This window comes from Microcystis sp. M144S2, from assembly GCF_020246065.1.
GTDB lineage: Bacteria > Cyanobacteriota > Cyanobacteriia > Cyanobacteriales > Microcystaceae > Microcystis > Microcystis ichthyoblabe_A.
Window position 1 is genome coordinate 46,668 of record NZ_JADBTR010000046.1, and the last position, 14,071, is coordinate 60,738.

Annotated in this window: 13 protein-coding genes; 4 read left to right on the forward strand and 9 right to left on the reverse strand. The window is 44.0% G+C overall.

Annotated features, from left to right (window positions below):
* Positions 1-196 precede the first annotated feature (196 nt).
* A complete protein-coding gene (locus IM462_RS06315) occupies positions 197-2,509 on the reverse strand; it encodes a transglutaminase TgpA family protein (RefSeq protein ID WP_287699826.1) in 2,313 nt (770 codons plus the stop codon).
* A gap of 163 nt (positions 2,510-2,672) precedes the next feature.
* On the opposite strand from IM462_RS06315, the gene IM462_RS06320 reads away from it, so the two are divergent.
* Together IM462_RS06320 and ndhD1 are read left to right on the forward strand one after the other, a co-directional pair.
* Entirely contained in the window at positions 2,673-3,410 is a 738-nt protein-coding gene (locus IM462_RS06320; RefSeq protein WP_287699825.1) for a phycocyanobilin:ferredoxin oxidoreductase, read from the forward strand.
* Positions 3,411-3,821: 411 nt separating this feature from the next.
* Entirely contained in the window at positions 3,822-5,405 is a 1,584-nt protein-coding gene (gene ndhD1, locus IM462_RS06325) for a photosynthetic/respiratory NAD(P)H-quinone oxidoreductase subunit D1 (protein WP_016516375.1), read from the forward strand.
* Between the two features lie 139 nt (positions 5,406-5,544).
* Here the strand turns inward: ndhD1 and IM462_RS06330 are convergent, their stop codons facing one another.
* Complete coding sequence (locus IM462_RS06330; protein WP_287699824.1) at positions 5,545-6,309, reverse strand: ABC transporter ATP-binding protein; 765 nt, start codon at positions 6,307-6,309, stop codon at positions 5,545-5,547.
* 256 nt (positions 6,310-6,565) lie between these two features.
* The gene (locus IM462_RS06335; RefSeq protein WP_287699823.1) at positions 6,566-7,378 is read right to left on the reverse strand and encodes an inositol monophosphatase family protein; all 813 of its coding nucleotides are present in this window, start codon (positions 7,376-7,378) and stop codon (positions 6,566-6,568) included.
* Between the two features lie 61 nt (positions 7,379-7,439).
* Here IM462_RS06335 and scpB point away from each other — a divergent pair, with 61 nt between their 5' ends.
* Positions 7,440-7,958, forward strand: coding sequence for an SMC-Scp complex subunit ScpB (gene scpB / locus IM462_RS06340; protein ID WP_287658883.1), 519 nt, complete (start codon positions 7,440-7,442; stop codon positions 7,956-7,958).
* A 135-nt stretch (positions 7,959-8,093) separates the two neighbouring features.
* A complete protein-coding gene (locus IM462_RS06345) occupies positions 8,094-8,444 on the forward strand; it encodes a DUF760 domain-containing protein (RefSeq protein WP_287699822.1) in 351 nt (116 codons plus the stop codon).
* Between the two features lie 296 nt (positions 8,445-8,740).
* On the opposite strand, the gene IM462_RS06350 is transcribed toward IM462_RS06345, so the two are convergent.
* From IM462_RS06350 to IM462_RS06375, 6 genes are all read right to left on the reverse strand, one after another.
* Positions 8,741-9,604: an NAD(P)-dependent oxidoreductase gene (locus IM462_RS06350; protein WP_287699821.1), complete on the reverse strand. Its 864-nt coding sequence runs from the start codon at positions 9,602-9,604 to the stop codon at positions 8,741-8,743.
* A gap of 25 nt (positions 9,605-9,629) precedes the next feature.
* Positions 9,630-10,289, reverse strand: coding sequence for a class I SAM-dependent methyltransferase (locus IM462_RS06355; protein WP_287699820.1), 660 nt, complete (start codon positions 10,287-10,289; stop codon positions 9,630-9,632).
* Positions 10,290-10,302: 13 nt separating this feature from the next.
* On the reverse strand, positions 10,303-11,145 hold the full coding sequence (locus IM462_RS06360) for a DUF6671 family protein (protein WP_287699819.1): 843 nt from the start codon (positions 11,143-11,145) through the stop codon (positions 10,303-10,305).
* Positions 11,146-11,262: 117 nt separating this feature from the next.
* Positions 11,263-12,120 carry a S1 RNA-binding domain-containing protein gene (locus IM462_RS06365; RefSeq protein WP_287699867.1) on the reverse strand — a complete coding sequence of 286 codons (858 nt, stop codon included), beginning with the start codon at positions 12,118-12,120 and terminating at the stop codon, positions 11,263-11,265.
* A gap of 96 nt (positions 12,121-12,216) precedes the next feature.
* Entirely contained in the window at positions 12,217-12,951 is a 735-nt protein-coding gene (locus IM462_RS06370) for a dienelactone hydrolase family protein (protein WP_287699818.1), read from the reverse strand.
* A 75-nt stretch (positions 12,952-13,026) separates the two neighbouring features.
* Positions 13,027-13,842 carry a Cof-type HAD-IIB family hydrolase gene (locus IM462_RS06375; protein WP_287699817.1) on the reverse strand — a complete coding sequence of 272 codons (816 nt, stop codon included), beginning with the start codon at positions 13,840-13,842 and terminating at the stop codon, positions 13,027-13,029.
* Positions 13,843-14,071 lie beyond the last annotated feature (229 nt).

Here is a 14,071-nt window from a genome sequence, read left to right on the forward strand (position 1 = left end):
GGCTTTGATTACATTTCTTAACATAGTGTTGTTTATAGCCTTTCTCATCAACATGAAGTGTAACCTAATTTGCTATTGGAGTCAGATTTGTCTAGAAAACGGGTTTCTTAAAGAAACCCGTTTTCTGTTATTAAAGACTGATTATTTAGGATTTGCTGAAAAACTTTTTCGGCAAACCCTAACTATAGGCTCAAGCTCACTTTTTAACTAGCTTGAGCAACTCTCGAAAACGTTGGCGTAAACTCTCGATATTAGCCGATTTACCGCCATAACGCCAATCAACGTAGGCGCGAGCAATCTCCTCGATAATATTCGCCACTGGCGGCGGTTGGACGCGGCGGGCGGCGGCGGCGTATTCTAAAGGGGTTTGAGCGGGATGTTTACCATAACCGGCTTCTGTTAAGATTCCTAACATTTGCTGGTATAAACGCTCGATCGGTGGTAATTTGGCCAACTTGCGACTCCTACGCCAACGATGGAACTGTACCCATCCTAACCAACTAGCGTAAGCGAAGACGACCCCGACTAAACCGCCGAGAATTCCCCCGAAAAGACTGCCGGAAATAAAGCGCCATAACCATGCCAATAACTGACCGATAGTCAAGATAACATTTTCCCAAATCAGACCGAGAAAACCCGTTACTGGAGAAGGCAACCATCCGGCCACCCATTGCCAAAATTGCTTGAGGACGCTAAAAGGTTCCGCTTCCTCAAAGGATGGGGGAATTAATTCGTGGCCCGGGATAGAATCGAAAGTGTACCAACCGTAACCAGGGAAAAACACCTCTGTGATGGCGTAAGCGTCCGTATTTTGGACAACATAAAAGCCAGTGAAAGGATTAAACTGGCCAGGGGCAAAACCGGTGGCTAATCGGGCAGGAATACCGATCGAGCGTAACATAATCGTTAACACGGTGGAAAAATGATCGGCGTAACCCCCCTGAAAACGAAACAAAAAGGCCGAGACTAAATCCTCATTTTCGGCTAAAAAGGGCAAATCGGTTTTTAATTCGTAGTTTTGCTTCAATGCTTGGGCCAAATATAGGGCCTTCTCGTAGGGAGAGGTTAAAGGTTTGGGAGATTTGGCCAGCAATTCCTCGGTTTTTCGGCGGACTTTCGGGGCAATTTCGGCAGGAATTTGTAAATAATACTTGAGAATAGACTTAGGATAGTTTTCTGATGCCGATCGCAGTTGGCTGCGATTGCGTTCCGGCACTTGTGAGATTACAGTATAAGTTAGCCCTTCTGCTAACCCTCCCGGCGACCTTAAGCTATTTTCTCGGTCCAAAGATACCTGTCGAGTGGGAAAAAAGAGAAACTGGGGCGAAGTAAGAGCAGGGATAATATTCGGTAAACTGGAGACAATGCTGTAGGTTTGGACTACCTGATGGGTTTTGGCCTGGGTTGCGGGTAGCGGCACAAAAAAGCGATAGGACCAACTACTGCGATTTAAATCCTCTAATTCTTGATCTCGCGAGATTTGCCACCCTTGACCAGTATAGCGATCAAAGGCCATAGCCCGCCAGAATCCGGGGGCTTGGGAACGTACCCGCATGACTGTCTGGGGAGTCATACTTCCCCGCAAATTTTGGTTGATTTGGGTGTTAAAGCCGTAATAAAAGGTAGAATCTAGCTGTCCTGACCCTGTAGTGGGACTATTACCGCCATTTACGCCACCCTTCCCCGTTTCACCCTCGCGCACATAGCCGGGGTTAACGATTTGTCTGTCTCCCTGTTCAAAATCCTGATTTTCCATACCTCCTGGACTATTGACGGGAAAAGATTGAATTTGATAACCCGGAAAACGCGGCATCAGAGCAAAAATTGTCAATCCCAAGAGGAGAATTGTCAGAAAGAAAATCCCGAAACGTTTGGGAGAAAGGGGGGAATTTTGCGGGGAAACTAATTTTTTTGTGGCTAGACGCGGGGGTTTCTTTGAGAAGAAAGGGAGACTCTGATTGAGATTATCTAAACCTAAACGAGAACGGTAGTCTAAAACTAGGGTAGGTAGGGATAAAAGCAGAAAGAGGATTAACCAAGGCGCAAAAGCGAGGGTTTGAGAGATTGTCCCAGCGACTCCCAAGAGAATTAAACCGATTACCATAGAATAACCTAAATCTTTGCGTCGGGGCAGGTCAAAACTATGGAGAATTTGTAATTGAATTAATAATTGTGTTAGGGCAATGCGACTATCCTGCATCGCAACGATATCACCCAAGAATAGCGCCAACACTACCAACATTCCGATCGCTATACAAAATTTTGCCCCGATATTGCGCTTTTTCCTGCGTCGCCAACTCCAGATTCCGCCGATAATACTGATAGGAACAGCCCAAATACTGGTATAACTATCAGTAGCCACATCGGTGGCGATAATACCGACGATTACTAACGCTTGCACCAGAATTCTTAAAATAATCGATTCCTCGGTTTCTGGCAAGGGAGAAGATTCTATCTTTTGCCAGAGGGTTTTTAAGGAAGGTTTTGGACGAGCGGCACTGCTAACCATAGGCTAAATTGGGAGAAGGACAAAGAAGTTAATTTTATATTTCCCAGTTCTAATCTCGATCGCTCCATGGGGTAAAGTGGATTTTAGATGTCAGGAGATAGGAAAATAGGGAGATAGGGAGACGATAACTGATTACTGATTACTGATTACTGATTACTGACCTATGATAGCCGTTACCAACCCTGAAATTTTACCGTTGCTTCATCCCCTGATTGGACAATTAGCCACAGCAATTCTCTCCCACTGGGAAAATTATCTTGATTTGTCGCCCTTTGAGTTGCCGGAAGGTTTAGGCTATGTGGAGGGACGTTTAGAAGGGGAAAAATTAATTATCGAGAATCGCTGCTATCAAACCCCCCAGTTCCGCAAAATGCACCTAGAACTGGCTAAACTGGGCAATGGTTTGGATATTCTCCACTGTGTCATGTTCCCCCGTCCAGAATATCCGCTGCCGATGTTTGGATGTGATATAGTCTCCGGCAAAGCGGGAATCAGTGCCGCTATTGTGGATCTTTCTCCCACCAGTGGCGATAAAACTCTCTCTAGTGCCTATAATGAGGCTTTAGCGGCTTTACCTGCGGCCGATTTCGCCCAAGCTCGTGATTTGCCTCCTTGGGGTCATATTTTCTCCCAATATTGTCTGTTTATTCGTCCCGAAACCGCCGCCGAGGAACGACAATTTTTACAAAGAGTTACAGATTTCTTGACAATTCACTGCAAATGTGCTAAGGAAAGTCAGCCTCTTTCCGGGGAAGAAGCTGGCATTTATTTACAGGGACAACGGGATTATTGTAGTCAACAGCAAAAAAACGATAAAACTCGGCGTGTACTAGAAAAAGCCTTCGGTTGGGAATGGGCAGAGCGTTATATGACGGGTGTTCTCTTTGATTTGCCCGATTAAGTAGGGAGGCACAATTATAGCGTTTTTCAGTCTGCTGAGGTACAAAAGTTATGGGTTTTAGGCAAAAGGCAAGAGGCAAAAGTCAAAAGGGAAGAAAAATATGTGTACCTCACTAGCTTAGGAAACGCTATATTTGTCGGATGGGTTAATGGTATAAAACCCTACACCCCACACCCCACACCCTGCCCCCACCGAAAAACTTTTTTAGCAAACCCTAATTAGGCCAGCAGTCTCTTGAAACTTAACAATATTAACAGACAAGGACGGGAAAATAATTGCTAGATTGATTTAGGTACAGTCAAATGTAACCGCGAGAACAAGAGAAAAAAGGTGGTTTTGCTAGGTAAAACCGTCAAAAAGCCTTAGCTTAATTTCTCGATTCTGACGATTAAATAAATATTAAAACAGCCGATGAATCTAACGAACTTTCCTTGGTTAACTGCCATCATCCTTTTTCCCATCGTCGCCGCTTTATTGGTTCCCATAATTCCCGATAAAGACGGTAAAACCGTGAGATGGTTTGCTCTGACGGTGGGATTAATCGACTTTGCCCTAATTATCTACGCTTTCTATAGCAGTTACGATTTCGCTAATCCCAATCTGCAATTAGTGGAAAGTTACCAATGGTTGCCAGAAATTGACCTAAGATGGTCTTTAGGAGCCGATGGCCTCTCCATGCCTCTGATTATCTTAACGGGATTTATCACCACTCTGGCTATCTTAGCGGCTTGGCCGGTCACTTTTAAACCGAAACTATTCTACTTCCTGATGCTGTTGATGTACGGGGGACAGATTGCGGTGTTTGCCGTGCAGGATCTGTTACTATTCTTCCTCGTCTGGGAATTAGAATTAGTCCCCGTCTATCTCATCCTCTCCATTTGGGGCGGTAAACGCCGTCTCTACGCAGCCACCAAATTTATCCTTTACACCGCCGGAGGCTCTCTCTTCATCCTTGTAGCGGCGCTGACGATGGCTTTTTATGGCGATACCGTCTCCTTTGACATGGTGACTATTGCTGGTAAAGACTTCCCCCTGAAACTGCAATTATTCCTCTACGCCGGTTTCCTGATTGCCTACGGGGTAAAACTGCCGATTTTCCCCCTCCATACTTGGCTGCCGGATGCCCACGGCGAAGCCACTGCCCCTGCCCATATGTTACTAGCGGGAATTTTGCTTAAAATGGGTGGTTATGCGCTCTTACGGATGAATATGGGGATGTTACCCGATGCTCACGCCGTTTTCGCCCCCGTTTTAGTGATTTTAGGGGTAGTTAATATTATCTACGCCGCCTTAACCTCCTTTGCCCAACGCAATCTTAAGCGCAAAATTGCCTATTCTTCCATCTCTCACATGGGATTTGTCCTGATTGGTATGGCTTCCTTTACCGATATTGGTACAAGCGGGGCGATGTTACAGATGATTTCCCACGGACTGATTGGGGCGAGTTTATTCTTTATGGTCGGTTGTACCTATGATCGCACCCATACCCTGATGTTAGACGAGATGGGCGGTGTCGGCAAGAAAATGAAGAAAGTTTTTGCCATGTGGACCACCTGTTCCCTCGCTTCCCTCGCTTTGCCCGGGATGAGCGGTTTTGTGGCGGAATTAATGGTATTTATCGGTTTTGCCACCAGTGATGCCTATAGTCCCACTTTCCGCGTTATTATCGTCTTTTTAGCAGCTATCGGTGTCATTCTCACCCCGATTTATCTCTTGTCCATGTTGCGAGAAATTCTCTACGGGCCGGAAAATAAGGAATTAGAAGAACACCATGCCCTAGTGGATGCGGAACCCCGGGAAGTCTTTATCATCGCTTCTCTATTAGTGCCAATTATCGGCATTGGACTCTATCCCAAAGTAGCCACGACAATTTACGATGCTACTACCAATAAATTAACCGCCCTAGCGCGTAATTCTGTCCCCAGTTTAGTGCAACAGGCAAAGGCAAAAACCGCTAGTTTCTCCCTTTATTCCCTAAAAGCCCCCGAAATCTAAAAAGTTATCAGTTATCAGTTACCAGTTACCAGTTATCAGATTTGAGTTTTAAGTGAGCAGTATGTATTAAGTGAGCAGTATTAAATAGTAGTTTCCCACTGTCTTTTCACTGTTCACTGATTACCGAAAAATTCCCACCCTACCCAATCACCTCATGTAAATCCGTCGGTGCGAGATTAGGATAAACCACTTCACCATCCTTAAACCAGATAATGCGCTGAGAGTGACGCGCCACATCAGCCTCGTGAGTTACCATGACGATAGTAATGCCACTGTTATTCAATTCCGAGAAAATAGCCATCACCTCTTGGGTAGTTTTCGAGTCCAGCGCCCCCGTCGGTTCATCAGCAAGTAATAATATGGGTTGATTGACAATTGCCCTAGCAATAGCGACGCGCTGCTGTTGTCCCCCCGATAATTGATTGGGTTTATTGTGCAGTCGATTATCTAATTTTACCCTCGTTAAAGCAGCGATCGCTCTTTCCTTTCTTTCTTGGGGAGGAACCCCACCATAAATCATCGGTAACATGACATTTTCTAGCGCACTCATCTGGGGTAAAAGATGGAATTGCTGGAAAACAAAGCCGATTTTACGATTGCGAATCTGAGCTAAATCCCCATCCGGCAGCGTGGAAACGTCGAGATTTTCTAGATAATAGGACCCCGAGGTGGGACGATCAAGACAGCCGATAATATTCATGACCGTGGATTTTCCCGAACCCGATGCCCCCATAATAGCGCAATATTCCCCTTTTTTTAGGCTTAAATTGATGTTATTAAGGGCTTTAACCATGGTTTCGCCACTGCCGTAGATTTTAGATACATTTTCGAGGCGAATAATTACTGGCTGATAGACTTCGGCTTTATCGTTGCGTTGGCTGAGAGAGGAAGTATCAAAACTCATGAAATAAATTCGTGGGGGCAGGGTGTGGGGTGTAGGGTGTGGGGTGTAGGGTTTTAGCGATTTTTAGGGGGTCAATTACCTAATTTTCAGGCAAAAAGTGCCTAAATTTCCCCCCTGATCACTCCAAGGGCTGGCAGTTTTTGATTTCAAACAAGCTTAAAGATATTATCCAACAAGGTTTTTAGATTTATTCAGCCAGCCCTAAATAAAGATAAAACCAATAAATGCAGCTATTCTAACCTGAGCAATTCTCCATTCAAGCAACATCCTTGAGAAAACCGACTAAAGGCAAGAAAACCGGCGCTAAATTCGATCGAGCCACGGCTAAACAGGGATAGGATCGATCGCTATAATTTTCCCCCACCTGCAAGGGAAAAATCTTTTCTCCTAAAGAGATAAATACCCCGCCGGCGGCCTGTAGAATTGCCCAGACCGCAGCAATATCCCAGACTTTTGGGGTTGCTTCCACTCCTCCCAAGACAGTGCCATCGGCAACCAAAAGCAGATTATAACTAGCCACTCCTATCATCCGCACTTTGCAGGGAAAGGGACTTTTTAATATATCTGTACTACGAGCGCAGAGATTGAAAAGATGATTTTTGCTGGGAAAATCTTCGCTGGTGTGAATCGGTTGACCATCCCGGTAGGCCCCCTCTGGACCAGTTAAACCCGTCTCACCGTACCAATAACCATAATAGGACTGTTTCAGGCAGGGCAGATAAACAAATCCGAACACGGGAGTCCCCCGGTAGAGAAGTCCCAGGGAAATGCCCCAGATGGGAATACCGCGAGTAAAATTAGTTGTACCGTCGATCGGATCCACGACCCAACACCATTCTTGATCCGGGAAAATATGGGTAGTTTCCTCGGTTAGGACTCCATGATCCGGGAAAGTGCTGGCAATTAGCGATCGCAATTCCCGATCAGACCAACGGTCGGCAGCCGTCACTAAAGTCCCATCTGCTTTATTGGTGGCCTGTAATTTGCCAAAATCAGCCAGTAAGCGATCGCCAACCTGGCCGGTAGCCTGATAACAAAAGTCTAAAACCTGACTCCAAAAAGTTTCCATAATTTTCTAGTTCGTCTTCTAGTAGAATATCAAATCATTGTCTAAACTTAGGTAGTCGAGATTGAGCGCGGAACCCCACCAGGAGATCAGACTAGCTACCCGTCTAGAAGCGATACTTTACCTAAAAGGGCAGCCTGTCCCCTTAACCGAGATGGTGACATTAACCAACAGCGATCGCTTGACGGTGGAAGATGCCATGATCGAGTTAATGTCCGATTATGCTCACCGGGATAGTGCCTTGGAAGTGGTGGAAACCCCCCTCGGTTATAGTTTACAATTGCGGTCAGCTTATCAGAATTTGATCGAAGACCTGATCCCGGCCGAATTAGGCACGGGAACTCTCCGCACTTTAGCAGCGATCGCACTAAAAGAACCAATTTTACAAGCGGATTTAATTAATTTACGGGGCAGTACGGCCTATCAACAGGTTCAGGACTTGGTAGAACGAGGATTTGTGAGAAAACGCAAGCAAAACGAAGGTAGATCCTACTGGTTAGAAGTAACCGATAAATTTCATCAATATTTCGAGGTTGACAATCTTAGGGAACAGGGTATTCTGGAGGCTACCGATCAGGAATAAGGAGAGAGGGTATATTATGGGTAAATATTTCTGATCACTGAGCTAAACTTGAGGAAGATGGGGGGGGACTTCGGGCAATCAAGAAGAGCGATTTGTTAACCTAAATCTAATAACCACTACAGTGTGGGAGTTCTGATGACTTTTAATCCTGATTTTTTTCCCTGGGAAACCGAAGAACAAAATGATAACGGTCTGATGCAGTATCTACAGCAGCAGCATCCTGAAACCCTTGAGAGAATAGCCCAATCCGTCAGTAGCGAAATTAAAGATATTATCTCGCAAAACGTCAGGGGATTGGTGGGAATGTTGCCCTCAGAGGATTTTGCGGTACAAATTACCACCGACCGCGAGAATTTGGCGAATCTTCTCGCTTCAGCTATGATGACAGGTTATTTCCTCGGTCAAGTGGAGAAGCGCCATCATTTAGAATCAATTTTGTTAGCTACAGAATCAATTAAATTGGGCAAAAAACCAAAAATAGATTAATCTCGATAGAGACACTTTCACCGGTGTCTCTATCACTTTATTAACCCCCTTTGGCAAAACTCACCATCACCAAAATCGAGAGCAGGATACCGGGGACAAGTAAACCCGCTAATAATCCAAATTCAGTCAACGTCATAGGAGAATATGCCCAAAATTCCATCACTTCCCACTCTAACCCCCTCTTCTGGCTACCTCAACAAAGCTTAAGGAAAATTTAAAGCCTTTTATCGGTTTTTCTCCTATCAGTTGTCCGACTAGACAAACCAAAGAGATTCTTTTTGATGTTGCCAAGTGGTCTATAATTCTTTTTTCAGCGCCTCATATAAAGCTGAATAATCTTGCTCTGCTAATCCCATTGCTAAAGCTTTTTCCAGAAGACGCTCTACTCCTGTTAGGGGAAAAGTGGTTAAATCTAACTTCTCCGATTCCTCTAAAAAGAGATTAACATCTTTGAGTAAATGTTTAGTGGGAAAATTAGGGTTAGCATAATTTTTCTCTAACATTCTCGTTAATTTTTTGTCAAAAGTAGGCGCATATAAGGCACTTTGACGCAGGATAGTCATGAACTTTTCTAAATCTACTCCTTGGCGGGATAAAAAAGCTAAACTTAAACCAAAAGCGCTGGTTAGAGAGGCAATTAATTGATTTAAAGCTAATTTTAACGCCGCAGCGGTTCCCACTTCCCCGATTAACATCGGTTCTTGACCAAAATGTGCTAATAAATTTGACCATTGATGGAACTGTTTCTCCGTTGCTCCCACCATAACTAAGAGAGTCCCCTTTTTAGCTTCGGGAATACTTCCTAACACGGGTGCTTCTAGATATTCTCCCCCTTTAGCAACAATTTGATCTCGCAGTTGTTTACTTTCAGAAGGAGCAATGGTTCCCATCTGGATAATAGTCCGATTATTGAAGTTAGATTGCTCAGAATTTAATCCTAAAACCTCTTGGATAGCGGCGGCATTAGTTAACATTAAAATCAGACAATCTGCCTCTTGAATGACTTGTTCAGAAGAGTTAACTGTTTTGGCTCCCAACTGCTGTAAAGGTGCTAATTTTTCTAAGGTGCGATTATAGGCAATAACAGGAATTTTCTGATTTAATAATCTTTCTACCATTGGCGTTCCCATTAATCCTGTTCCCAAAATTCCAACTTTCATAACTCAATTTTTCCTGATTTAGTGATTAATTTTTACTGGTTTTTATGGCTGTCCAATGACGATTAGAAGACTGATAAATTTTAATATTTTCTAAGCCCGACTGCTGGATTAAATCGGCAATTTCTGCTAGGGTAAAAGCCGCTCGCAGCGAGTCTTGAAATAGTTGCGATTGTCGGGGAGAAAAATTAGGATCGATTTCCCTCACCATCCCCTGGATTATTTCCTCGGAATCAGGACGGAATAAATCTCTTAAAAAAATGCCCCCATTCGGTTTTAAAACTCGCTTAATTTCGCGTAAAAAAGGCAGAGGATTTTCGAGATGGTGGATTAAACTATTAGAAATAACTAAATCAAATTGCTCGGATTGGTAGGGAAGATTTTTTCCATCAACTTTCTCCAATTTGATCTGTTCTTGACAGTTAGCATTAAGGATATTTTTTTGACCAATTTCTAACATAGAATCGGCAAGATCAATAGCGATAATTTGCCATTGGGGACGTAGTTGACTGATCATAATCGGAATGCGTGCAGTACCGGTTCCCACATCTAACACCCTAGCATTAATACCGGCCAATTGTACGGCTTCTTTAGCAAAATTAGTATTAACTTCGGTGAAGTCCATGGCATCATATTCGATCGCTTCTTCCCGATCATCCATTACTTCCGGTTCTAAAATTCTTTCCATAGAAAAGCTATCTTTAAGGATTACAATATTCACAATACATCGGATCGGCGTTTTTTTGACCGTTGGGAAAGAGTTTTTCCTCTCGATAATCACACCTTTGACAACCGTATAGTTCCAGTTTAATTAAAGAGGTGGGAAAGTGACATAAACCACAGGGTAAACCCGCTTTTCTTTCGATAATATCAAACCCCGGACAACCACAATTAGGACATAATTGATTAAGTTTTTGAACCAGATTTGCTGTTGCAGCTGCAATCGCTTCCATCCGCGTGGGATTGTGCATAGCGCGCATATCGGTTTCTAGGTGTACTTTGCCGTTTTTGTCAAGAATATCTTCAACAATTTTAACTAAATTTTTCTGGTCAGTAATTCCCTTAAAAATCTGCTCGGAGTCGAGAGAATTTTTATCAAACATCACCACTAAACCATGACTAGGAAAGCCAATTTTTTCGGCAAATTCTAAAGCAGCTGCTAGATTAGTGACAGTTTGGTGAGCGTGATTAGTTTCCGTGACTATTGCTTGACCAATTATTTCTAGATTATGGACTCGATCGAGCAATAAAATCAATTCACGATTACAGGAAACTAACGGCAAGTTGGGATAGGGATAAAAACTACCCTCACTAGCAATTCCAATATCGTATCCCGAAAGCTCGATCGCTTGTTGTGCCTTCCTGCGAGCGGTTTCAATTTGTGTCCCGATGCGCTTAATATCCCGGGTAAAAGTGCCAAAGCGATCGGTATTAAAATTATCGGGTACAATCACCTTAAGACCTATTTTTTCCTCTAAAATCGGTGCAATTACCCGCTCTTTTCCGTGCATAGTCCCTAAAATTGCTATCCGATCTTGAAACATCTTTGTCAAGTAAAAAGGAGACAGGAGACAAATTCACCTGATGACTGATGGTGGGTTACGGCGAATACTAAATAGGTGGTAAAATATCTAAATTATTGCCGCCTAACCCACCCTACGCTAACTTTCTGGGTTTTTTCCCTGAGCTTGTTTTAATCTTTCTGCTGCTGTTTCCATGACTTCTGCAAAGTTTTCGAGAATTTCGCCGGGGTGCGCTTCCAGGATTTTTGTAGATAGGGAAATGCGGTTTTTATATTCGTCAATTTCCGCGACTACCACTTGAATTGCTTGACCAACTTTAAAGAAAGTCATGGGAGAATTAAAAGAGGCTCCCGTCACCTGTTTAGCATGGAGTAATCCCGTCACTCCACCACAATCGACAAAAACACCGTAGGGTTGTAATTTAACCACAGTGCCACTTAATAATTTACCCACAGCTAATTGACTGATAGCGTTAGCGCGAGCAATTTCTCGCTGAGATAAAACTAATTTATTATTTTCTTCATCGATTTGAATAAAAGTTGCGGTTAAAAGTTGTCCGATCAGGGAATCTAAATCATTTTTTTCGATTAAATGGGAGCGAGGGATAAATCCTTTTAATCCTTCCACCTCCCCCGTCACTCCCCCCTTATTCACCCCCGTGACGCGCAGCTGCACCGACTTGCCACTTTCAGAGATTTCCCTGACATTTTCCCAAGCTTTTTGCAGTAATAATTGCCGCAAAGACAGGGTTACTTGTCCTTCCGCATCCTGTCCACGGGTAATCAGAAAATCGAATTCTGCACCTATGGGTAAAGCTTCAGCAATAGAAATAACATTTTCCAGGGAAATTTCCCTTAAAGGAATAAAAGCGGAGGATTTGCCGCCAATATCGATGTATGCTCCATCGGAGGTGTGTTGATCGACTCTCCCGCGCACGATCTGCCCTTTTTCAAATTGATAATCGTATTGATCAAGAGCTTTGGCAAAATCGTCCATGGAAAAGGCTGGGTTCGGTGTCATGATAAATAGAATGGTTACAAATGTGATTTCGAACTGCTTCCAGTGTAAGCTGAAGCTTAAGGAGTCAGACCATTAAGATTTAAGAAGGCTAAATAACTCTAGCACATGACCCCAGGCAGATTTAGCCGCCTTAGCATTATAACTAGCCCTTTGGTCGCAGAAAAAGCCATGGTCGGCGTTTTCATAGCGGAAAACTCGATGGGGGATTTGATAACGGGTTAATGCGTTTTCTATCTCATCCACTTGCTTTTGAGGAATACTGGTATCCAACACCCCGAAAAATGCGTAGATTGTCCCTTTGATTTGGGGAGTCACCTTCACTGTCCCTTGACCACCCCCAGGGGTTCCCGTGGTGATTCCTGCACCGTAAAAAGAGGCAGTAACTTTGATATCCTCTAGAGTGGAGACAAGATAAACCACATGACCACCAAAACAAAAACCGATCGTGCCGACACCGGTTTTTTGCACCTGTGGCAAAGTATAAAGATAATCGATGGTAGCCTGGATATCGCTGAGTAATTCGGCTGCTTTGGTTTGTTCTTTGTACTGACGACCGATTTCGATATCTGCCATACTGTACCCCGTTTCAAAACCGGGAGCAAATCGCTGATAAATGGCAGGAGCGATCGCTATATAGCCTTCTTGGGCAATTCTGCGGGTGATATCGCGAATATGGTCGTTTACGCCGAATATTTCCTGAATTACGATAATTGCTGGATAAATTCCCACTCGATCGGGAATGGCTAAATAGGCATCTATGTCAATATCTTTGTTAGAAATCGTAACAGTTTGCGTATTAATAGTCATAATTTTCTCGATGAAAAGGGTGTTGGGGTTTTAGGGTGTTAGGGTTTTAGTTGAATTTCCCCATTTCCCCATTCCTCAAATTAAAACAAACTTTGCCAAGGCTGCGGCCACCCCATTTAAGTCTACACTGGGGGCAACCCAATCAGCTTGATCCTTAACAGCTTGGGGAGCATTACCCATGGCAACACCGACACCCGCATAGGTGAGCATAGAAACATCATTAAAATTATCACCGATCGCCATGACGTTTTGCGGTTGTAATCCTAGGATATCTTCGGCCAAAAATTGGGTGGCGCTTCCCTTGGTAGCCTCAACGTGGGTAACTTCAAAAAAAGTCGGACTCGATTGGGTAAAGTATAAATCTTGATTTTGATAGCGTTGCTGTAAATGCTGCCAAATCTCGGCGATAAATTGCTTATCTTCCCCCATGGCCAGGATTTTAGTAGTTTTGTGGGCAACTTTGCGTAAATCTCCCACTGCTTCGGCAATAATACCCGATCGCTGGCGATAGAATTCCGTTTCCGCGTTTAATTGCCGCACATAAAGCACATCGTCCATATAAAAATTAAGGGAGATTTTCTCCTTCCATTGGGGTTGTTCGAGATAATCTAAAAGATCGATCGCCAAGTCAGGGGAAATGGGAGTATGTCGATGGTGAACTTGGGAAATAGGATCTTGAATCCAAGCGCCATTGTAAGCAATTAAAGGTAAAGTCGATTTAAGGCGTTGATGAAAGCGTAAAGCCGAGCGGTACATCCTACCAGTGCCAATAGCGACGCGAATTCCCTTTTTTTGGACGGCCGAGACAGCTTGCACCACAGCCGGATTAACCTGATTGTTATCACCGGCGATCGTTCCATCCACATCGACAACGATTAAGCGAATATCCACAGTCTTTTCCCATTCAACGGTAACAGTTAACAGTTTGCCACTTCCCCCATCAAAAAGGGTAAATCTTGGTATTCAGCCAAAGCATAGTTAGGGTCTGCTGAAAAAGTTTGTTGGTGGGGGCAGGGTGTGGGCTTCGGCCGTGAGCTCAGCGTTCGACCGAGCTCACGCCGAGGTCCGAACGGGTGTGGGGTGTGGGCTTCGGCCGTGAGCTCAGCGTTCGACCGAGCTC